General features: G+C 71.3%; 20 protein-coding genes. 15 read left to right on the forward strand and 5 right to left on the reverse strand.

Annotation, left to right across the window (positions count from 1 at the left end; translation table 11 throughout):
- The first annotated feature begins 11 nt into the window (after positions 1 to 11).
- From KVF89_RS15475 to KVF89_RS15485, 3 genes are read left to right on the forward strand one after another with little or no spacing between them, the layout of a single operon-like run.
- Complete coding sequence (locus KVF89_RS15475) at positions 12 to 845, forward strand: mycofactocin-coupled SDR family oxidoreductase (protein WP_257426817.1); 834 nt, start codon at positions 12 to 14, stop codon at positions 843 to 845.
- Complete coding sequence (locus tag KVF89_RS15480; RefSeq protein WP_257426819.1) at positions 842 to 1,228, forward strand: RidA family protein; 387 nt, start codon at positions 842 to 844, stop codon at positions 1,226 to 1,228. Before KVF89_RS15475 ends, KVF89_RS15480 begins: the two co-directional genes overlap by 4 nt.
- Before the next feature lie 52 nt (positions 1,229 to 1,280).
- Positions 1,281 to 1,694 carry a GlcG/HbpS family heme-binding protein gene (locus KVF89_RS15485; protein ID WP_257426821.1) on the forward strand — a complete coding sequence of 138 codons (414 nt, stop codon included), beginning with the start codon at positions 1,281 to 1,283 and terminating at the stop codon, positions 1,692 to 1,694.
- On the opposite strand, the gene KVF89_RS15490 is transcribed toward KVF89_RS15485, so the two are convergent.
- From KVF89_RS15490 to KVF89_RS15510, 5 genes are all read right to left on the reverse strand, one after another.
- Positions 1,688 to 2,188: a nuclear transport factor 2 family protein gene (locus KVF89_RS15490; protein ID WP_257426823.1), complete on the reverse strand. Its 501-nt coding sequence runs from the start codon at positions 2,186 to 2,188 to the stop codon at positions 1,688 to 1,690. The genes KVF89_RS15485 and KVF89_RS15490 overlap by 7 nt on opposite strands.
- 133 nt (positions 2,189 to 2,321) lie before the next feature.
- Positions 2,322 to 6,536 carry a fibronectin type III domain-containing protein gene (locus KVF89_RS15495; RefSeq protein ID WP_257426824.1) on the reverse strand — a complete coding sequence of 1,405 codons (4,215 nt, stop codon included), beginning with the start codon at positions 6,534 to 6,536 and terminating at the stop codon, positions 2,322 to 2,324.
- Entirely contained in the window at positions 6,533 to 8,368 is a 1,836-nt protein-coding gene (locus tag KVF89_RS15500) for a fibronectin type III domain-containing protein (RefSeq protein WP_257426826.1), read from the reverse strand. The genes KVF89_RS15495 and KVF89_RS15500 overlap by 4 nt, the downstream gene beginning before the upstream one ends.
- A 215-nt stretch (positions 8,369 to 8,583) precedes the next feature.
- On the reverse strand, positions 8,584 to 9,915 hold the full coding sequence (locus KVF89_RS15505) for a hypothetical protein (protein WP_257426828.1): 1,332 nt from the start codon (positions 9,913 to 9,915) through the stop codon (positions 8,584 to 8,586).
- Positions 9,912 to 10,757 (reverse strand): LLM class F420-dependent oxidoreductase, encoded by an 846-nt coding sequence (locus KVF89_RS15510; protein ID WP_257426829.1) that lies wholly within the window; start codon positions 10,755 to 10,757, stop codon positions 9,912 to 9,914. Before KVF89_RS15510 ends, KVF89_RS15505 begins: the two co-directional genes overlap by 4 nt.
- A gap of 68 nt (positions 10,758 to 10,825) precedes the next feature.
- On the opposite strand from KVF89_RS15510, the gene KVF89_RS15515 reads away from it, so the two are divergent.
- From KVF89_RS15515 to KVF89_RS15570, 12 genes are all read left to right on the forward strand, one after another.
- Positions 10,826 to 11,416: a TetR/AcrR family transcriptional regulator gene (locus KVF89_RS15515; protein WP_257426831.1), complete on the forward strand. Its 591-nt coding sequence runs from the start codon at positions 10,826 to 10,828 to the stop codon at positions 11,414 to 11,416.
- Between the two features lie 65 nt (positions 11,417 to 11,481).
- Complete coding sequence (locus KVF89_RS15520; protein ID WP_257426833.1) at positions 11,482 to 12,699, forward strand: cytochrome P450; 1,218 nt, start codon at positions 11,482 to 11,484, stop codon at positions 12,697 to 12,699.
- The gene (locus KVF89_RS15525) at positions 12,699 to 13,475 is read left to right on the forward strand and encodes an SDR family oxidoreductase (RefSeq protein WP_257426835.1); all 777 of its coding nucleotides are present in this window, start codon (positions 12,699 to 12,701) and stop codon (positions 13,473 to 13,475) included. Before KVF89_RS15520 ends, KVF89_RS15525 begins: the two co-directional genes overlap by 1 nt.
- Positions 13,472 to 14,845, forward strand: coding sequence for a cytochrome P450 (locus KVF89_RS15530; protein ID WP_257426837.1), 1,374 nt, complete (start codon positions 13,472 to 13,474; stop codon positions 14,843 to 14,845). Before KVF89_RS15525 ends, KVF89_RS15530 begins: the two co-directional genes overlap by 4 nt.
- A complete protein-coding gene (locus tag KVF89_RS15535) occupies positions 14,842 to 15,042 on the forward strand; it encodes a ferredoxin (RefSeq protein WP_257426838.1) in 201 nt (66 codons plus the stop codon). The genes KVF89_RS15530 and KVF89_RS15535 overlap by 4 nt, the downstream gene beginning before the upstream one ends.
- Positions 15,039 to 15,668, forward strand: coding sequence for a hypothetical protein (locus KVF89_RS15540; protein ID WP_257426840.1), 630 nt, complete (start codon positions 15,039 to 15,041; stop codon positions 15,666 to 15,668). Before KVF89_RS15535 ends, KVF89_RS15540 begins: the two co-directional genes overlap by 4 nt.
- Positions 15,665 to 17,125 carry an aldehyde dehydrogenase gene (locus KVF89_RS15545; protein WP_257426842.1) on the forward strand — a complete coding sequence of 487 codons (1,461 nt, stop codon included), beginning with the start codon at positions 15,665 to 15,667 and terminating at the stop codon, positions 17,123 to 17,125. The genes KVF89_RS15540 and KVF89_RS15545 overlap by 4 nt, the downstream gene beginning before the upstream one ends.
- A gap of 121 nt (positions 17,126 to 17,246) precedes the next feature.
- Positions 17,247 to 17,996, forward strand: a complete 750-nt coding sequence (locus KVF89_RS15550) for an SDR family oxidoreductase (RefSeq protein WP_257426844.1) — start codon at positions 17,247 to 17,249, stop codon at positions 17,994 to 17,996.
- Positions 17,997 to 18,072: 76 nt separating this feature from the next.
- Positions 18,073 to 18,918: an NAD(P)-dependent oxidoreductase gene (locus tag KVF89_RS15555; protein ID WP_257426845.1), complete on the forward strand. Its 846-nt coding sequence runs from the start codon at positions 18,073 to 18,075 to the stop codon at positions 18,916 to 18,918.
- A 74-nt stretch (positions 18,919 to 18,992) separates the two neighbouring features.
- On the forward strand, positions 18,993 to 19,541 hold the full coding sequence (locus tag KVF89_RS15560; RefSeq protein ID WP_257426847.1) for a Uma2 family endonuclease: 549 nt from the start codon (positions 18,993 to 18,995) through the stop codon (positions 19,539 to 19,541).
- Entirely contained in the window at positions 19,538 to 19,951 is a 414-nt protein-coding gene (locus KVF89_RS15565) for a carboxymuconolactone decarboxylase family protein (RefSeq protein WP_257426850.1), read from the forward strand. The genes KVF89_RS15560 and KVF89_RS15565 overlap by 4 nt, the downstream gene beginning before the upstream one ends.
- Positions 19,952 to 19,977: 26 nt before the next feature.
- Positions 19,978 to 20,721, forward strand: coding sequence for a 4'-phosphopantetheinyl transferase family protein (locus KVF89_RS15570; protein WP_257426851.1), 744 nt, complete (start codon positions 19,978 to 19,980; stop codon positions 20,719 to 20,721).
- Positions 20,722 to 21,022 lie beyond the last annotated feature (301 nt).

Raw genomic sequence — 21,022 nt, forward strand, 5'->3', positions numbered from 1 at the left:
AGGAGAACGACATGGGCAAGCTCGACGGCAGGACCGCACTGATCACCGGTGCCGCGCGCGGTCAGGGGCGCTCGCACGCCCTGACCCTCGCCGCGGAGGGGGCGAACGTGGTCGCGGTCGACCTGTGCGCCGACCTCGCGACCATCCCGTACCCCCTCGCCACCCCCGAGGACCTCGCCGCGACCAAGGCGCAGGTCGAGGCGCTCGGCGGCGCCTGCCACACCGTGCGCTGCGACGTCCGTGACACCGAGGCGATGGAGGCCGTCGTCGCCGACGCCGTCGACCGGTTCGGGGCGCTCGACATCGCCGTCGCCAACGCCGGCGTGTGCGGCTTCGCGAAGTTCTGGGACCTCGACGACGCCGCGTGGGACGAGATGATCGGCGTCGACCTGACCGGGGTCTTCAAGACGATGCGCGCCGCGGTCCGCCCGATGCTCCGCCAGGGACACGGCCGGATCGTGGCCACCTCGTCGATGGGCGGCCGGATGGGCAATCCCAATCTCGCCCACTACGTCGCCGCGAAGTGGGGCGTGATCGGCCTGGTCAAGACGCTCGCCCTGGAGGCGGCCTCGTCGGGCATCACCGTCAACGCCGTCTGCCCGGCCACCGTCGACACCGCGATGGTCCACAACGACGCGCTCTACGGGCTCTTCTGCCCCGACCTCGACGCCCCGACGCGCGAGCAGGTCGAGCCGGCGTACGCCGCGATGAGCCCGATGGGGGTGCCCTGGGTGGCGCCCGAGGACATCTCGAAGGCCGTGCTCTACCTGGTCTCCGACGATGCCCGCTACATCAGCGGGACGACGATCGACGTCAGCACCGCCGCGTCCGCGGGCATGCCGTGAGGGGCTACAACCCGCCGCACCTGCGCTTCGACGGGATGTCGCAGGCGGTGCGCAGCGGGGACTTCGTCGTCCTCTCCGGCCAGGTGGCGCTCGACGCCTCGGCGCGGATCGCCACCGACGATCCCTACGAGCAGGCCCGGCAGTGCTTCGAGAACATCGGGCTCGCCCTCGCCGAGGCGGGCGCGACGCTGACGCAGGTCACCAAGCTCGTCTGCTACCTCACGGACGCGGCGCACTTCGCGTCGTACAGCAAGGCGAAGGGGGAGGTGTTTCCCGTCGACGGCGCCCCGGCGAGCACCACCGTCGTCGTCTCGGCCCTGCTCGACCCCCGGATGCTGCTCGAGGTCGAGGCGTGGGCGTACGTCGGGGAGAGCTCCGGATGACCGACCGGACCGGCTCCGCGCGCGTCGAGCGCGTCCCGCTGAGGCGGTCGCGGTGCCCCGCCAGCAAGCGGTGATCACCCTCGCCGAAGCGACCGCGGTGCTCCGGCGCGCCCTGGCCGAGGCGGAGCGCCTCCAGGTCCCGGCGGCCGTCGTGGTCACCGATCCTGCCGGAGAGCCGGTCGCGACCGCCCGGATGGACGGCGTATCCGGGCTCGTCGCCGCCGCTGCCCGGGGCAAGGCGCTCACCGCGGCGGCGCTGGGGATGCCCACCCTGCTGTGGGAGGAGCGCGGCCGAGCCGAGCCGTCGTTCGCCGCCGCCGTCGGCACCGTGCCCGGGTTCACCCCTCTGGGTGGGGGCGAGCCGGTCCGGGCCGCCGAGGTCGTGGTCGGTGCCGTCGGCGTCAGCGGCGGCACCGCCGAGCAGGACGCCGCGATCGCCCGCGCCGCCGCGGAGGTGGCTCAGTGACCGAGCACTGAGCGCCGCAGGACGGGGAACGGGTCCTGCTCGTCGCGCCGCCCGCGGGGGCCGTCGCCCTCCGGGGCGAGCATCCGGCCGCTGTCGTCGCGGGTCCACTCCCGCACCGCGAAGCGCTCCCGGATCCGCCAGCCGGCGTCGGTGCGCACGAAGTGGTCGACGTAGCGGAAGCCCGACGTGAAGTTCTTCCGCGGGTCGCCACCTGGCGTGCCCCAGTGCACCGCGGTCCCGTAGGTCTCCGCGACCGCCTGGTCACCGTCGACCTCGGCGAGGTGGTTGGCGACCAGGTGCATGGTGCCGTCGAGCGCGGGAAGGAGCCCGCGCAGCCAGGCGACGTAGTCGTCGGCCGGGCCGCTGAAGCCCGTGTGGTGGTCGACCCCGTCCTCGGCGTACACGGCTCGGATCCCGTCGAAGTCGAGACGGTCGACCGCCCGGCAGTAGCGGAGCACGGTCTCGTGGATCTCGCGCCGGTCGGCATCGGTCATCGGGCCCTCCTCGGAGGCTCAAGGACCGGATGGTCCCTCGGTGAGCACGGCAATCCTCTCAGCGACGTCGCCGCGACGGAATGCCACGAGGCCCCCGGTCGGACGACCGGGGGCCTCGCGGCTGGTGCTCGACCTACTCGAGCGTGAGCATGATCAGCCCGGCCGGGTACCGGTCGCGGGCCGAGACGTAGACCCGGTGGCGGACCGGGTCCACGGAGACGCCGTAGACCTTGTTGCCGAACTTGTGCGCGGACAGCCGGGCGACCTCGCTGAGATCGCCGGCATCGAGGACGGTGACGCCACTGGCGTCGAAGTTCTCGTTCTGCTCACCCAGGTAGACCCGGCCGAGCTCCGGGTCGACCGCGACCGAGCGCCACATCGGCGCCGTGCGGGCGGCCTGGGCCACCTCGGCGTAGGTCTCGCCGTCGAACACCCGCAGCCCCACCGTGGCAGCAGCGCTGTCGCTGTTGGACACGTAGAGCCGGTCGTGCACGGCGTCGTAGGCGACCCCGTGGCTGCGCCAGGTCGCGTCGGGGATCGCGACGCTCTGCAGGATCGCGCCGGTCGTCGTGTCCATCACGACGAAGCCCGTGCCACGGGTGGCGCCGAAGACGCGCCCGCGCTCGAGGTCGACGTCCATGCCGCGGACGTTGGCGCCGAAGTCGAACGGCCCGCGCTTCAGCGCGCCGGTGGTGCTGTCGACCACGACCCACTGGGCGCCGAGGGCGACGTAGAGCTCGCCGGCCTCGCTGTCGATCGCCACATCGCGGACGCCCTCGCCCAGGGCGATGTCGCCCTGGACGCCGTCGACCAGGCCCGGGATGCTCAGCGCGAGCACCCGCACCCTGGTGTCGGTGGCCGGATCGACGACCCGCACCCGGGCTGGCCGCTGCTCGTTGCCGACGAACAGGTGGCCGGTGGCCGGGTCGACGACCGAGCCGACCGGCTTGTCGTCCACCGCCTCCTCCTCGGACTCTTGGTCCGGTGAGGGCAGCACGGTCAGGGGAGTGGCGACGTAGTCGTCCCCGACCGGCTCCGGGTCGACCGGATCGACCGGACCGCCGGTGCCGTCCCCCGGCACCGGCCCGGGCAGCTCGCCGTCGACCAGGCGCTGGCTCACCGTCACGGCGACCGGGGTGAGTTCGTCGCCGGGTGGGTTGAGGCGGTGGTCGCGGTTGGCGACGAAGACGCGTTGGCGCTCTTCGTCGACGGCGATGCCGTAGCCGTCCTTGCCGTAGTCCTTGCCGGTCTTGTCGACGAGGAGGTCGCCGTCGGCGAGGTCGTAGACGGCGAAGCCGCCGGTCTTGTCGTCGGTGCCGGTGAAGCCGACGTAGACGAGTCCGTGTTCGGAGTCGATGTCGACTTGGCGGGCGTTGGGTCGGGTGGTGGTGTCCCAGACCTTGGCGAAGCCGCCTGCGGCGTTGAAGAGCTCGACGTTCTTGATGGTGTCGGTGTCTTCGAAGTAGGCGACGGCGAGTTTGCCGTTCTTGGGGTCGGCGGCGACGTAGTAGGCGCCGACGGTGCCGTTGACGGTGCCGATGGAGGCTCCGGTGGTGGCGTCGAAGACCTCGACTCCGCGGGCGGGGATGGCTGCGTAGACGTAGCCGAGGGTGGGGTCGATGTCGAGGGAGCGGTTGGACTCGCTGATGGCGTAGGGGCCGCGGACGACCTGGCCGTAGTTGTTGTCGGCGAGGGAGACGACGACCCAGTTCTTGTTCTGCTGGCCGACGTAGAGGAGCTTGTTGGTGTCGTCGATGCCGAGGTCGCGGATGTTCTCGGGCAGCGTCATCGTGTGGAGGACCTCGTCGGTGGCGGGGTCGATCTCGGTGATGGTGCGGCCGTTCTGGTCGCCGAGGAAGAGGGTGTCGCGTTCCTGGGAGAACGCCGCACCGGCGGGGAGCCGCACCGTCGCAGGATCCACCGACCTCAGGTCGCCGAGTACGCCGTAGTCCGGGGTGTCCGGTACGACGCGGCGGCTCACCGTCACGGCGACCGGGGTGAGTTCGTCGCCGGGTGGGTTGAGGCGGTGGTCGCGGTTGGCGACGAAGACGCGTTGGCGCTCTTCGTCGACGGCGATGCCGTAGCCGTCCTTGCCGTAGTCCTTGCCGGTCTTGTCGACGAGGAGGTCGCCGTCGGCGAGGTCGTAGACGGCGAAGCCGCCGGTCTTGTCGTCGGTGCCGGTGAAGCCGACGTAGACGAGTCCGTGTTCGGAGTCGATGTCGACTTGGCGGGCGTTGGGTCGGGTGGTGGTGTCCCAGACCTTGGCGAAGCCGCCTGCGGCGTTGAAGAGCTCGACGTTCTTGATGGTGTCGGTGTCTTCGAAGTAGGCGACGGCGAGTTTGCCGTTCTTGGGGTCGGCGGCGACGTAGTAGGCGCCGACGGTGCCGTTGACGGTGCCGATGGAGGCTCCGGTGGTGGCGTCGAAGACCTCGACTCCGCGGGCGGGGATGGCTGCGTAGACGTAGCCGAGGGTGGGGTCGATGTCGAGGGAGCGGTTGGACTCGCTGATGGCGTAGGGGCCGCGGACGACCTGGCCGTAGTTGTTGTCGGCGAGGGAGACGACGACCCAGTTCTTGTTCTGCTGGCCGACGTAGAGGAGCTTGTTGGTGTCGTCGATGCCGAGGTCGCGGATGTTCTCGGGCAGCGTCATCGTGTGGAGGACCTCGTCGGTGGCGGGGTCGATCTCGGTGATGGTGCGGCCGTTCTGGTCGCCGAGGAAGAGGGTGTCGCGTTCCTGGGAGAACGCCGCACCGGCGGGGAGCCGCACCGTCGCAGGATCCACCGAGCGGAGGTCCTTCTCGTGGCGGTACTCGAAGGTGCCACCCGGATTGCCGGGGTTCTCCGGGTTCTCGGGGTTCTCCGGGTTCTCGCAGCCCAGGCACGGACCCGGGTCGGTCGGGTCGATGACCTGCGGCTCGGTGTCGTCGGTGACCGCCTTGCCGTGCTCGTTCTTCACGATGGTCAGGCCGTCGTAGTACTTGCCGTCGGCGGTGCGGGACTCGTAGCGCAGCCGGCCGTCCTCGACGGTGACGAGCTGGTAGAGCTGCAGGCCGCCGCCCATCCGGCGCAGGTGCGCGCCGTTGGCGTCCCACACCCGCGGGCCGGGCTTGTACTGCTTCTCGCCGACGTTGGAGACGACATAGACCGGACCGTCGTACGACAGGTCGGCGTCCCAGCTCTTCGGCAGGTCCTCCTCGGCGGCGTCGGTGTTGCCACGGCCGTAGCCGTGGTCGTGGCCCTGGAGGACCAGGTCGACGCCGTACTCCTCGAACACCGGCAGCCAGGCCTCACGCACGGCCCGGTTGTTGCGGCCCTCGTCGAGGGAGAACACCGGGTGGTGGAAGAAGACCACCGTCCACTGGTTGGGGTTGTCCTTCAGCTGCTCCTCGAGCCAGGCGGTCTGGATCGCGAGCGGCTCCGCCGCGCTGGCGTTGCTGTTGAGCGCGATGAAGCGCACGCCCTGGTAGTCGGTCGCGTAGACGGTGCCGTCGAGCATGTCGTACGCCGCGCCGGTGCCGGACGGCCCGTTGTCCGGGTAGGTGAACTGGGCCGAGAACTGCTCCGACAGCTCGGCGCCCTCGTACTCGTGGTTGCCCGGCGCCATCATGAACTGCTTGGTGCCCAGGCCGTAGCTGGTGGCCTCGTAGACCTCGCCCCACTGCTCGTCGCTGTCGTGGTCGTTGACGAGGTCGCCGGCCTGCAGCACCATCCGTGCCTGCGGCGCGTCGCGGAAGGCGTTGCGGACGACCCGCGAGGCCTGCGACTTGATGCCGTTCTGGATGTCGCCGAAGTAGATGAACGAGAACGGGTCCTCGCTCGCCGACTCGGTGGTGAAGTGCTGCCACTCGCTCCAGTTGGTGCCGTCGCCGACCCGGTACTGGTAGGTCGTGCCGGGGTCCAGGCCGGTCATCCGCGCGCTGTGGAAGGTCTCCGTGTAGCCGAGATCGGTCGTCACCTCGGTGTCCCGCTCGGAGATGAAGACCCGCTGGTCGTTCTGGTAGGTCAGGCTGGAGGCGACCCGCAGCTCGGCCTTGGCCTCCCGCACGGCGGTCGACGTGCGCCACACGACGTTCTGGCTGGTCTTCGGGTCGTCGGTGGGGGTGAGTGTGATCCGGTCCGGGACCACGCTCGGCTGGTAGGTGACGGCCGGGTCGGCCGCGGCAGCCGCCGCGGACGGCACCAGGCCGGGCACGGCGACCGCGGCCAGCGCCGGGGCGGCGCCGGCCAGCACGGCCGACGCGACCAGGGCGCCGAGGGGCCGGCGGGTGCGCCGGCGCAGGGACTCGAACATGCGTCGTCCTCTCGGAACGAGGGAGATGTCGGTGGAGGAGGTGGCGGGCTCGCTCATCGCTTGCTCACCACCGTCTTGGTGACCGTCGCCGAGGCGACCGCGGCCGTTCCGGCGTAGACCACCCGGACCTTGTGCTTGCCCACGGCGAGGCGGGGCAGCCGGAGCGTGAGCCGGCCGTCGGCGGCGTCACGCAGCTGCTTGACCTTGACCGTGCGACCGTCGACCACGAGGGTCACGGTGGCGCCGGGGGTGGTGATGCCGGGTACGTCGACGACGACCTTGACCTTGGCCCGGACGCCGGGCCTGACCTGCTTGGGCAGCTTCTTGAGCTTCAGCGTCGCGACGGCCTGGGCCGGCGTGGTCGGCTGCTGCGACGTGGGCGGGACGGTCGGGTGCTCGGTGGGGTTCTCGGTCGGCTTCGCGCCGGGTACGGCGGCCTCGGGCAGGTCCGGGCGGCCGATGCCGTCGCGCGTCGAGCCGGGACCGGACGCGCGTGGCGTGTCGTCGGTCGTGACGAGCTTGGTGCCGTCCGTGCCCTTGGCGATGGTGAAGGCGTCCACCATCTCGCCGGAGACGTTCCAGCTCTCGACGTGCATCTCGCCGTCGGTCACGTCGACCAGCTGGTAGAGCTGGGTGTTGGCCAGCGAGGTGCGCAGGTGCGCGCCGTTCTGGGTCCAGTTGTTGTCGTCGGTCGGGTCGATCACGTAGTACTTCGGCCCGGCGACCGAGACCAGGTAGACCGGGCCCGTGTGGCTCGTGGCGGCGCTCGCGCCGGCAGGGAGCCCCGACTCGTTGGCGGTCAGGTTGCCGCGGCCGTAGGCGTGGTCGTGGCCCTGGGCGACCAGGTCGACGTCGTACTGCTCGAAGAGCGGCAGCCAGGCGTCGCGGATCGCGGCGTTGTTGCGTCCGGAGCTCACCGAGAACACGGGGTGGTGGAAGGTCACGACCGTCCACTGGTTCGGGTTGTCCGCCAGCACCGACTCCAGCCAGGCGGTCTGCGCCGCGAAGGCCTCGGGGTCGCCGGGGAAGTTGCTGTTGAGCGCGATGAAGCGCACGCCCTGGTAGTCGGTGTAGTAGACGTTCTCGGCGTACAGCTGGGTGATCCGGTCGGTGGCCGTCGGCCCGTTGCGCGGGTACTCGAACTGTGCGCCCCAGTGCTCGGCGAGCTCGGGGCCGGGGTAGTACTCGTGGTTGCCGGTCGCGGCGACCACGTTCATCGAGCCGTTGGACCAGCCGGCGGCACCGAACCACTCGCCCCACTCGGCGTCGGAGTCGTCGGTGTCGATCAGGTCGCCCGCGTGCAGCACGGCCTTCGCGTAGGGCCGGGCCTCGTAGGCGGCGCGGAAGGTCCGCGAGACGTAGGACTTGATGTCGTTCTGCGCGTCGCCCTGCACGATGAACGAGAACGGCTCGTCTCCGGCGGTGGCGGTCTCGAACTCGAGCCACTCGCTCCACGTCGTCTTGTCGCCGACCCGGTAGAGGTAGGTCGTGCCGGGCGTCAGGCCGGTCAGCGTCGCCGAGTGGTGGCTCACCTCGTAGCCGAGGTCGGCGGTGAAGGTCGTCGAGGTGGCTTCGATCTCGCTGGTCTCCTTCGCGACCCCGGTGCCGGCGAGGGTCAGCTGCACCTTCGGCGCGCCGGCCGCGGTGGACGTGCGCCACGAGACGCTCTGCGAGGTGCTCGGGTCCTCGGTCGGGGTGAGCACGATCCGGTCGGGGACGACGAGCGGAGCGTGCACGGTCTTCGGGTCGACGGCCGGCGGGGCCAGACCGCCGGCGGCGTAGACGATGCCCGCGCCGGCGGCGATCGCGAGGGCGAGGCCGCCGACCACGATGGCGGGCCGCTTCGGCCTGTGCCAGCGGGAGCGGGGCTGTCGGTCTGAGGAGGTCATGGGGGTCCTCTCGGAGCCGTCGCGGAGACGACGGCATGCGGGCATGGGGCTGTGATGCGACTCCCGAGACAGCACGCAGTCCCCGGCGCACAGGGGTGCCCGGGAGCTGCGAGACGCCCGGAAGCTAGCAGCGCCGAGCTAACTCTTGGTGACCCTTTTCGAGCGCTCAGGCGGGGCGTCACCCGCCGTTCACCGAGAATGAACGGAGACTTCCCTCAGCGCTCGGCGCCGGTTATCGGAGTGATCGGGATCGAGGGCCGCGGCGCGAAGGCGAAGGACGCGCCGGTGCTGAACCGGGTGACGGCGACCTCGTCGGCCTCGGGGGCGGGCTCGGCCCGGCGTACGACGCTCGCCCGCCAGCCCTGCTGCTCCGGGAGCGCGGCGACCTCGACGTCGAGGTGGGGATCGAGGGCGCGGACGACGGCCTGCAGGGCTGCCGTCCGGTCGGGACCGCACAGGGCGATCCAGGCGGAGTCCTCGTGAGCGGGGGAGGGGTGCACGACCAGCGTGCCGTCGGCGACTGACGCGTCGACGTACGCCGCCGGGTTGAGCAGCGGGTGCACGGCGAGCAGGCGCGTGGCGGCCCCGACCGTGTCATCGGCGCGGTCCAGACCGAGGGCGCGGGCGAGTCGTTCGGCGCCGATGCCGGCGACGCCGACCAGCTGCTTGCGGCGGATCCGCTCCAGCTCGTCGTCGGTCTCGGTGCGCTCGGCGACGGCGAGGGTGAACGCGCGGTCGAGCAGGTGCATCTGGAGGCAGACCTCGTCGGCGATCCGGACCAGGGCGGAGTGGGAGAACGCGGCGAAGTCGAGGTCGGAGAGCAGCGGCCCGGCGTAGTCGGCGGCGCCCTCGTCGGACGGGTCGATCGGCGCCAGCTCGAGGGTGGCCGCGCGGGAGCGCTGGTTGACGGCGAGGGCCGGCACCGGGTCCGGCTCCGGGTGGGACTCGTCGATCCGCACCGTCCAGGCGCAGTGCGCGCCCTGGTGGTCGGGGCGCCGCGGCGGACGGTGGATCGGGCGCACCTGGGCGTGCGGGTTCGTCGCGAGCGCGGTCGCGTCGAAGGTCGGGTCCTCGATGTCGTGGCACATCCCTCGGACGTAGTCCTCGCCCATCGGCTCGACGTCCATCAGCGCGCCGCAGTGGTCGAGCCGGAACTCGCCGTGCGACGGGTCGTGCACGGTGTAGCGGAAGTCCATGAACTGCGGGGGAGCGCCGATGTCGAGCTGCAGTCCCTTGAAGATGGTGACGACGTCGCCCTCGCCGGGTACGTCGGGCGCGTACCCCAGCGCCCGCTGCATCCGGCGCGTGTAGATCGGGCTGGCGGCGGCCCATTCCTCGATCGCGATCTGCAGCATCTCCTCGCGTCCGAACGCGGAGATGCACCAGGCCATGCCGGAGCGGTCGATCAGCTGGCCCATCAGGAGCAGCTCGGGGACCAGTGTCGCCAGCTCGGCGCGGGTCAGGTCGGCGTACCGGCTGCGTCGTACCGGACCTTTCTGTCGCGAATCGCCCGAATTCGGAGCAGGAATGTCCGGTACGACGTTCACGAGAGCCCCAGGCGGGCGGCCATCTTGTCGAGATAGGCCAGCACCTTGTCCTCGTCGGAGTCGGGGACGCCCCAGATCAGCTCGGAGGCGCCGGCGGCCGTCCAGTCCGTGAAGTCCTCCTCGGTGGGCCGCTTCGCGACCAGGACCCGCACGTCCGGCCGGCCCTCGCGGCCGGCGTCGGCCCACTCCTTGCGGAGCAGCTCGGCGCCGGCGGCGACGTCGGTGGAGGTCGGGGTGGTCATCCAGCCGTCGGCGTGGGCGGCGATCCACTTCATCGTCTTCGGCCCGGCGCCGGCGCCGATGATCACCGGAATCCGGCCCTGCGGGGGCTTCGGGTAGGCCCAGCTCGGGCCGAACGAGACGAACTCGCCGTCGTACGACGCCTCGTCCTCGGTCCACAGTGCCCGCATCGCGCCGAGGTACTCCGCGAGCACGGTGCGCCGCTTCGCCGCCGGCACGTGGTGGTCGGTCAGCTCGTCGGTGTTCCAGCCGAAGCCGGCGCCGATGGTGACCCGGCCGCCGGAGAGGTGGTCGAGGGTGGCGAGCGTCTTGGCGAGGGTGATCGGGTCGGACTCGACCGGCAGCGCGACCGCGGTGGACAGGCCGATCCGGGTCGTGACCGCGGCGCACGTCGCGAGCGAGACCCACGGGTCGAGGGTGCGCAGGTAGCGGTCGTCGGGCAGCTCCTCGCCGCCCGTCGGGTGGAGGGCGTCGCGCCGGACCGGGATGTGGGTGTGCTCCGGCACGTAGATGGTGTCGAAGCCCCGCTCCTCGGCGGCCTGGGCCAGGCGGGCCGGCGTGATGCCGCGGTCGGAGGTGAAGAGGACGATCCCGTTGCGCATGCGCCAAAACTAGAACGAGTTCTAAGAAATGTCTTGCGTCCGCCGCGAACGTCTCCTATGTTGGACAGGTGTCCAGTCAGGTGTTCGAGACGCCGCGCCAGGGATTGAACCCCCGTCAGGCCGAGACGGTGGAGAAGCTGCTCGCCGCCGGGCTCGACGAGCTGCGCACGGTCGGCCACGAGGCGCTGACCGTCCGCACGGTCGCGCAGCGGGCGGGGGTGTCGCCGGCGACCGCGTACACCTACCTCGCCTCCAAGAACCACCTCTTCGCCGAGCTGTTCTGGCGTCACCTCAGCTCCGCCGAGGCGGTCCTGCCACCCGACGGGGGTACGGCGGTCGAGCGGCTGCAGGCGACGATGCGGGCGGTGACGGCGCGGATCGTGGCGGAGCCCGAGCTGGCCGCGGCGGTCACGCCCGCGCTGCTCGGCACCGACCCCGACGTCGCGCGGCTGCGGCTGCGGATCGGCGCGGAGTTCCTCTCCCGGTTCGAGGCGGCGCTCACCGAGCCGGGGCGGCCCGCCGACCCCGCGGTGCTGGAGGTCCTGGTGCTGACCTTCTCCGGCGCCCTGCTCCAGGCGGGCATGGGCCTGATGACCTACGACGAGATCGCCGAGCGGCTCGTGTCCGCGGTGGCCGTGATCCTGCGAGGCAACTCGTGACCGCCCCGCGGCCGGGGTCTGGGGCGGAGCCCCAGCGGGGGTCCACGGGGGCGGAGCCCCTGTGTGTGGTCTTCGACCCGTACGACTACGACTTCCACGAGGACCCGTACCCGACGTACCAGCGCCTGCGCGACGAGGCGCCGGTCCACCACGCGACCGGCGACGACATCTGGGTCATCTCCCGCCACGCCGACGTGTTCGAGGCACTGCGCGACGACGAGGTCTTCTCCAACCGGATGGGCGTCTCCCTCGACGCCACCGCCTGGAGCCCCGACGCCCACCGCGTGATGTCCTTCCTCGGCCTCGACGGTGCCGAGCAGTCGCGGGTGCGCAGGCTCGTGTCCGCGGCCTTCACGCCGCGGCGGGTGCGTGAGCTGACGCCCGAGGTCGAGTCGCTGACCGAGCGCTACCTCGACTCCGCCCTCGCGATCAACGCCGAGGCGGGCGAGACCGACTGGATCAAGGACTTCGCCGGCAAGCTCCCGATGGACGTCATCTCCGAGATGATGGGCGTCCCGGTGCCCGACCGCGACGAGGTACGACGCCTCGCCGACCTGGTGGTGCACCGCGAGGACGGCGTCCGCGACGTGCCCCAGGCGGGCATGGAGGCCTCCATCGAGCTGATGACCTACTACTCCGACATGGTCAAGCAGCGCCGTGCCAGCACGACCGACGACCTGACCTCCGCGCTGGTCGCCGCCGAGCTCGACGGCGAGAGGCTGCGCGACGGGGAGATCATGGCGTTCCTCTTCCTCATGGTGGTGGCCGGCAACGAGACCACCACCAAGCTGCTGGGCAACGCCCTCTTCCACCTCTCCGCCGACCCGGTCCAGCGTGACCAGGTGCTCGCCGACCCGGCCGGCCCGGACACCCTCGTGGTCCCGTGGATCGAGGAGACCCTGCGCCACGACACGTCGAGCCAGATGCTGGCGCGCTACGTCGTCGAGGACCGCGAGCTCGCCGGCGTCACCATCCCGGCCGGCGCCAAGGCGCTCGTCCTGCTGGGCTCGGCCAACCGCGACGAGCGGGTCTTCACCGACCCGACGACCTTCGACATCCACCGCGACCGCTCGGAGCTCTCGCAGATCCTCAGCTTCGGCACCGGCAGGCACTTCTGCCTCGGCGCCAACCTCGCCCGGCTCGAGGCGAAGGTCGTCCTCAACGGTCTTGTCCGCCGCGTCGAGCACCTCGAGGTCCACGCCGAGCGGGCGGTGCGGGTGCACTCGACGAGCGTGCGTGGGTTCGCGTCGCTGCCGGTCACCTTCCGCGAGCGGAGCGCCTGATGCCCAAGCCCGTCCACCCCGACCGTCGGCCCGCGGTGATCGCCGGCGCGTCCTCCGGGATCGGCGCCGAGACCGCGAAGGCGCTGGCCGCCGCCGGCTTCCCCGTCGCCCTCGGCGCCCGTCGCGTCGACCGGCTCGAGGACCTGGCGAGCGAGATCCGGACCGCCGGGGGCGAGGCCTTCGTCCACGTGCTCGACGTCGCGTCGACGGAGTCGGTCGAGAAGTTCGCCGCCGCGGTCGTGACCGAGCTCGGCGAGGCCGAGGTGGTCGTGTGCAACGCAGGCCTGCTCGCTCCCGGGGGAGTCGTCGAGTCCACCACGGAGGAGCTCGCAGCGGAGTTCGACGTCAACGTGCTGGGGGCCCACCGCCTGATCCGCGCCTTCGGTGCGGGGATGGTGGAGCGGCAGCGCGGCGACCTCGTGTTCGTCTCCTCCGACACCGCCGTGCGTGCCCGCCCCTTCATGCGCGGCTACAGCGCCACCAAGTCGGGCCTCGAGGGACTCGTCGAGGCGTTGCAGATGGAGCTCGAGGGCTCCGGGGTGCGCGCGTCCGTCGTACGACCCGGGCCGACCTGGTCGGAGATGGGCTCCGACTGGGACGCCGAGGCCGGGGCGAAGGTCCTCACCGAATGGATCAAGTGGGGTCACGCCCGGCACTCCCACTTCCTCAAGGCCACCGCGATCGCCGACGCGATCGTCACGGTCGTCAGCGCGCCGCGCGGCGTGCACATCAGTCCGGTCGACGTGAATCCCGAAGCACCGCTGGAGAAGAGATGACACTCGCTGCGATCCCCGAGGTCTCCACCGTCCTCGATGACCGGGACCCGTCCGTGCCGGAGATCATCCGGGGCACGGGCCACCTCCCCGAGATGCGGGTGGACCCGATCGGACTGTTCCACCGCGTCCGCGACGAGTGCGGCGACATCGGCCGGTTCCGGCTGGCCGACAAGCAGGTCGTGCTCGTCACCGGAGCCGAGGCCAACGAGGCCTTCTTCCGCGCACCCGACGACGTGCTCGACCAGGCTGCGGCGTACCCGTTCATGACGCCGATCTTCGGCAAGGGCGTCGTCTTCGACGCCTCGCCCGAGGAACGCCAGCAGATGCTGAAGAACCAGGCGCTGCGCGGCGACATGATGCGGGGGCACGCGCAGACCATCGAGGCCGAGATCCGCCGGATGGTGGCCGACTGGGGCGACGAGGGCGAGATCGACCTGCTCGACTTCTTCGCCGAGCTGACCATCTACACGACCTCCTCGTGCCTGATCGGCAAGCCCTTCCGCGACCAGCTCGACGGGTCCTTCGCCGAGATCTACCACCGCCTCGAGCACGGTACCGACGCCATCGCCTACGTCGACCCGTACGCCGACATCGAGAGCTTCCGGATCCGCGACCAGGCGCGCGCGGAGCTCGTCGCGAAGGTGCAGGCCATCATCGACGCGCGGATCGCCCGGGGCGGGGTGCCCAAGGACGAGCGCGACCTGCTCGACGTGCTCATCGCCGTCGGCATGGACGCCGACCACATCACCGGCATCTTCATCTCGATGATGTTCGCCGGCCACCACACCTCGTCGGGCACGGCGTCCTGGGCGATGATCGAGCTGCTGCGCAATCCCGCCGTCATGGCCGACGTCGTCGCCGAGCTCGATGCGCTGTACGCGGACGGGGCCGAGGTCTCGTTCCAGGCGCTGCGGTCGATCCCGGTGCTCGAGTCCGCGCTCAAGGAGACGCTGCGGCTGCACCCGCCGCTGGTGATCCTGATGCGGGTCGTGCAGGAGGACTTCGAGCTGCTGGGCCGCACCATCCCCGCCGGCACCGTCGTGGCGGCGTCGCCACGGGTGTCCAACCGCATCGAGGACGACTTCCCGAAGGCCGACTCCTTCGACCCCGGCCGGTACGTCGACCCGCGCCAGGAGGACCTGCAGAACCGCTGGACCTGGATCCCGTTCGGCGCCGGCAAGCACCGCTGTGTCGGCAATGCCTTCGCGATGATGCAGATGAAGGCGATCTTCTCGGTGATCCTGCGCGACTTCGAGTTCGAGGCGGTGCAGCCGCTGGACTCCTATCGCGACGACTTCACGAAGATGGTCATCCAGCTGGCCCAGCCCGCCAAGGTCCGCTACCGCCGTCGGGCCGAGGAGACGTCATGAGGGTCGTCGCCGACGCCGGCCTGTGCCAGGGGCACCAGCTGTGCCAGGGCGAGGCCCCCGACGTCTTCGGCTTCGACGCCGACGCCGACGTGGTCGTCGTGCTCGACCCGCACCCGGCCGAGGAGCGACGTACCGATGTCGCCACGGCCGTGAAGTACTGCCCCGCCTTCGCCCTGTCCGTCGAGGAGGACCGATGAGTGACCTGACCCGCGCCGAGATCGAGGAGTTCTGGGAGACCTGGCTCGACGTCAACCGCCGCGCCGAGGAGAGCGGCGACTGGCGGGTGATGGCGGAGTGGTTCGCCGAGGACGCCACCTACGGCTGGATGTACCACCCCGACGAGCACTTCATGGCCGTCGGCCGCGACCAGATCCGGGACTGGGCGATCGGCATCGAGATGGACGGCCTCGACGGCTGGCACTACGACTACGTCTGCACGATGATCGACGAGAAGAAGTCGATGATCGTGGGCTTCTGGAAGCAGCGCTCCGGCATCCTCGACGACAACGGCGAGGAGTACGAGATCCTCGGGATCGGCGGGTCCTGGTTCGGCGTCGAGCGGCAGACCACGGGTGCGGACGCCGGGCAGGTCAAGATCGCCTGGCAGCGCGACTGGTTCGACCTGCCGTCCACCGCCCACACCTTCCTGTCGATCGTCGAGGCCGGGAAGGCGCCCGACACGCTGCTCAAGCGGATGTCCGTCACCGGGCACGACGTGCCCGGGCACTACCACCTGAAGGACCTGCCCTCCACCGTGTGGCCGCCGCCCGTCGAGGCGGGGGAGTACGTCACCCAGGCGCCCGCGCCGGAGGGCGCGTCGTGAGCACCCTTCCTCCCGCCGCCCAGCAGCTGATCGACGGCAAGCTGGTCGCGGCATCCGACGGGTCGACGTACCCGATCCTCAACCCCGCTTCCGGTGCCGAGATCGGCGTCGCGCCGGACGGCACGGCGGCCGACGTCGACGCCGCGATCGCCGCGGCCCGGCGTGCGTTCGACGAGAGCGACTGGGCGACCGACCGCGACCTGCGGGTGCGCTGCCTGCGCCAGCTGCACGCCGCGCTGCTCGCCGACGCCGACGCGTTCCGCGCGCTGACCACGGCTGAGGTCGGCATGCCCGGCTTCATGATGGGCGCGGCCGGCTTCGACGTCCCCGTGGAGGGCCTGGCGTGGGTGACCGACCTGGTCGAGTCCTACGCCTTCGAGACCGATCTGGGGGTCGCGTCGCCGATGGGCATCGCGTCGCGCCGGACCGTGCGGCGCGAGCCGGTCGGTGTCGTCGCGGCGATCACTCCCTGGAACGTGCCGACCCAGATCAACCTCGCCAAGGTCGGCCCGGCGCTGGCGGCCGGCTGCACCGTCGTGCTCAAGCCGGCGCCCGACACCCCGTGGGTGGCCGCCGAGCTGGGGCGCCTGGTCGCCGAGCACACCGACATCCCGCCCGGCGTCTTCAACGTGGTGACGCCGCGGCCCAACGAGGTCGCCTCCGTCCTGGCCACCGACCCGCGCATCGACATGGTCTCCTTCACCGGGTCCACCTCGGTCGGCAAGGCGATCATGGCCGCCGCCGCACCGACTCTGAAGAAGGTCTTCCTCGAGCTCGGCGGCAAGTCCGCCGCGATCGCCCTCGACGACGCCGACGTCGCCGCGGTCGCCGGCGGCACCGCCTTCGCGGCCTGCATCCACGCCGGCCAGGGCTGCGCCATCACGACCCGGCTGATCGTCCCCCGGGACCGGTACGACGAGGCGGTCCAGGTCGCCGCCGCGACGATGGAGTCGATCGGCGCCCGCGACCCGCACGACCCGGGCGCGATCTGCGGCCCGGTGATCTCGGCGGCGCAACGTGACCGGGTGGCGGCGTACTTCTCGGTGGCCCTGGAGGAGGGCGGGACGTTCGCCACCGGCGGCTCGGTCATCGACCGGCCCGGCTACTGGGTGCAGCCCACGGTCGTGGCCGGACTCGACAACTCCTCGCGCCTGGCACAGGAGGAGATCTTCGGCCCGGTGCTCGTCGTCATCCCGCACGACGGCGACGACGACGCGGTGCGGATCGCCAACGACTCGGCGTACGGGCTCTCCGGCTCGGTCGACTCCGGTTCGCTGGAGCGGGCGCGCGCCGTCGCCGCCCGGATCAGGACCGGCACCCTCGCCGTCAACGGCGGTGTCTGGTTCAGCCCCGACGCGCCGTTCGGCGGGTACAAGCAGTCCGGCATCGGCCGGGAGATGGGCGTCGCCGGGTTCGAGGAGTATCTCGAGGTCAAGACGATCGCGGAGCCGGCGTGAGGGGGTGGGAGTTTCGCCGGTCGACCGGCGAAACTCGCACCTGGCCGACGAAGTTTCATCGGCCAAGCGTGGGTTTCGCCGGGCGACCGGCGAAACCTGTGACACCTGAGGAAGTTGTGAAATGAGATTCCAGGACAAGGTCGTCGTCGTGACCGGCGCGGCCCAGGGCATCGGCGAGGCCTACGCCCGCGCACTGGCCGAGAACGGTGCGGCGGTCGTCGTCGCGGACCTGAACGAGGAGGCGGGCGCCAAGGTCGCCGCGTCCATCGAGGAGGACGGCGGCCGGGCGATCTTCGTGTCGTGCGACGTGTCCTCCGCCGAGTCCGCGGAGGTGCTCGTCCGCCGGACCGTCGCGGAGCTCGGCGGCATCGACCACCTGGTCAACAACGCCGCCATCTACGGCTCGATGGAGTTCAACCTCCTCATCAGCGTCGACTGGGACTACTACCGCAGGTTCATGAGCGTGAACCTCGACGGCGCGCTGGTCATGACGCGGGCCGTCTACCCCGAGATCGCGAAGCGCGGCGGGGGCGCGATCGTCAACCAGTCGAGCACGGCGGCGTACCTGTACTCCGGCTTCTACGGCCTCGCCAAGGCCGGCATCAACAGCCTCACCCAGCAGCTCGCCCACGAGCTCGGCGGGCAGCGGATCCGGGTCAACGCGATCGCTCCCGGCCCCACCGACACCGAGGCGACCCGCACCCAGGCCGGTGACGCCGCCAAGGACATCGTCCGCAACAGCCTCGCCATCAAGCGGATGGGCTCGGTCGACGACATGGTCGGCGCGCTGCTCTACCTCCTCTCCGACGACGCGTCGTGGGTGACCGGCCAGATCCTGGCGGTCGACGGCGGCCAGACCTTCCGGCTATGAGCTCCCCACGACGTTCGTCGCGTCCCCGGCTTCACTCCGCCGGCGGACCACGCCCCGTTCACCCGAAGGGACCCTGATGCGCACGCTGCGAGTGGGGTTCGTCGGCCTGGGCAACATCGGCAAGCCGATGGCGCTCCGGCTGGCCGCCGCCGACGGCATCGACCTCCAGGTGTACGACGTCGCGCCGGGTCCCGTCGCCGACCTGGTCGCCGCGGGGGCCACCGCGGCGGCGTCGGTCGCCGAGCTGGACGCCGAGGTCGTCTGCGTGATGGTGCGCGACGACGACCAGGTGCGCTCGGTCGCCGCCGACGTGCCGCTCGACCGGGTGCTGGTCGTCCACTCCACCGTGGCGCCCGGGACCCCGGCCGAGCTGGCTGCTGCCGGCCACACGGTCCTCGACGCACCGGTGTCCGGGGGAGCGATGGGCGCCGCCGACGGGTCGCTCGCGCTGATGGTCGGCGGCGACGCCGAGGCCTTCGCCGCGGCCCGGCCGGTGCTCGACGTGCTCGGCAGCAAGGTCGTCCATGCCGGCCCGATCGGCGCCGGGACGAAGTTCAAGCTGGCCCGCAACCTGATGCACTTCGTGGCGTTCACCGCCGCGACCGAGGCCCAGCGGCTGGCCGAGGCCGCGGGCTTGAGCATCAAGGACCTCGGCGAGGTGGTCCGCCACACCGACGCCATCACCGGCGGGCCCGGCGCGATCATGCACCGCGAGACCACGGCCGAGCTCGACCCCGCCGACTTCTGGCACGGCGTGTTCAGCAACGTGAACTCGCTCGGGGTGAAGGACCTGGGGTTCGCGATCGCGCTCGCGCACGAGCTCGGCGTCGACGTACCCCTGGCGGAGCTGGCGATCGAGCGTCTCGGCCCCGGCCTCGGGCTGCCTGTGGAGGACGCGAACGGCGAGGGGAGGAACGTGTGAGCCTTTCATCGACCCTGCCCCGGGGCCACAATGAGAGGAAGGTCGATGTGTCCCAGCGTGCGTCAGGAGCGGCGATGTCGGAAGCGCCCGTCGACGGAGTGCAGCGGTTGCGCATGTCCTGGGAGGAGTACGAGCGGCTCCCCGAGTGGCCGCGCACGGAGTGGGTCGACGGCGAGGTGCTGGTGATGTCGCCGCCCGCCCAGCCGCATGCGTCGGCGGTGGCCCGCCTCATCATGGCTCTCGGGCGCGCCTTCCCCGATCTCGAGATCGGCACCGAGGCCGGCCTCTGGCTGCCGCGCAACCGGCTGCGCGGACCCGACGTGATGATGGCCGAGGGTCGCACCGACGAGACCCACCGGACCACGATGCCGCTCCTCGTCGCTGAAGTGCTCTCGCCCAGCACCCGCAGCGAGGACACGATCCGCAAGTCGATGGAGTACGCCGAGGGCGGCGTGCCGCGGTACTGGATCGTCGACCCCGACCTGTGCACCATCGACGCCCTGCTCAACGTCGACGGCGCCTGGGAGACCGAGGCTCACCTCGACGATCGTGACCCGGTCGCCGAGATCGTGATCGGCGACCACGGCAGCGTCATGCTCGACCTCCGGGAGATCCTGCGATGACGGAACCTGCCGACAAGTTCGACGATCTGCCGGAGCTGCGGGCGAAGGGCCTGCGGAGGATGGAGCAGGTCTACGGCTTCGACATGGCCGACGGCGAGGGCGACTTCTTCCGCTACACCGCCGACCACCTGTTCGCGGACGTCTGGAACCGGCCGGGCCTCTCCGACCGGGACCGGCGGCTGTTCCTGATCGGCCTGCTCGTCGGCCAGCGCGCGAACGACGTGCTCGGCATCCAGGTCCCGGCCGCCCTCGCCAACGGCGAGCTCGACGCCGAGGCGCTACGCGAGCTGGTCATCCTCGCCTGCCACTACGACGGGTGGCCGAACGGGTCGCGGCTGAACTCGGTCGTCGAGGACGCGATCGCGAAGGCCCGGCGGGCCGCCGATCGTGACCGGGACGACGCCTCCTGACAGGTGTGTTGTTAGCCTCGGGAACGATGACTCGCGACGTGGCGCAGGCGGTTCCGGACCGCAAGGCGGAGCCGGTGACCCCGGCCGTCCTCGACTCCTTCCTCAACACCCCCGTGACCCGACCCGACGGCGGGGCCGGCATCTGGCGTGTCCCGACCGCCACCATCGGCGACGAGGAGCTCGAGGTCGCCCGTGACTGGCTCGACGAGGGCGAGCGGCAGCAGGCGTCGTCGTACGTCCGGGCCGAGCTGCGGGTGGCGTACGAGATCGCGCACGCCGCCGCCCGGCTGGTCGTCGGCGCGGCGACGGACACGCCACCGGAGAAGGTGGTCTGGGGCCGGCACCCATGCCCCGGGTGCGGAGAGCCGCACGGCCGGCCGCGCGCCGAGGGAGCCGGGGTGGAGTTCTCGCTGAGTCACACGCCGGGGCAGATCCTCGTGGCCGTGGCGGACGTGGCGGTCGGCGTCGACGTCGAGCGGCACCCCGACGACCCCGTCGCGCTCGCCAAGCTGCTCCACCCGCGTGAGTCCGAGGAGATCGAGGCGGCCGCCCAGGGCACGCTCGACGGTGGTCGCGCGACGGTCCGGTTCACCCGCGCGTGGTCGCGCACCGAGGCCTACCTCAAGGGACTCGGCATCGGGCTGGGCCGCGACCCCCATCTCGACTACCTCGGCACCGACGAGGCGTCCAGCCGCCGCCTCGGGTCGTGGACGGTGCACGACGTCGTCGTCCCGGAGGGGTACGGCGCGGCGCTGGCCGTCCTCTCCTGAGGGCCGGATCTGGCGACGCTTCGTCGGATTCGTGCGGCACTGGGGCCGTCGAAGGTTAAATCTTCCGCCCGAACCGGAGTTTTTGCCGGAAAGCATGCACCTGGGACTTTGGTCCTCCCTAGGCTGCGGAGTGGGTTTCCGTCTGTCCCCTCCTACTCGGGAGGCGTGGGCGCTCGGAAGAGGGCACGTTGGACCTGGTTCGCGGTGGGGCGTGGACGCCGGCCCGACGTCCCCCTGGCCTGTCGGCTGCCCGCTCCACACCTTTTGCAACCGTCGTGACCCCCCTCGGCGCGACACACTG

Source organism: Nocardioides carbamazepini (assembly GCF_024614185.1).
GTDB classification, from domain to species: Bacteria; Actinomycetota; Actinomycetes; order Propionibacteriales; family Nocardioidaceae; genus Nocardioides; species Nocardioides carbamazepini.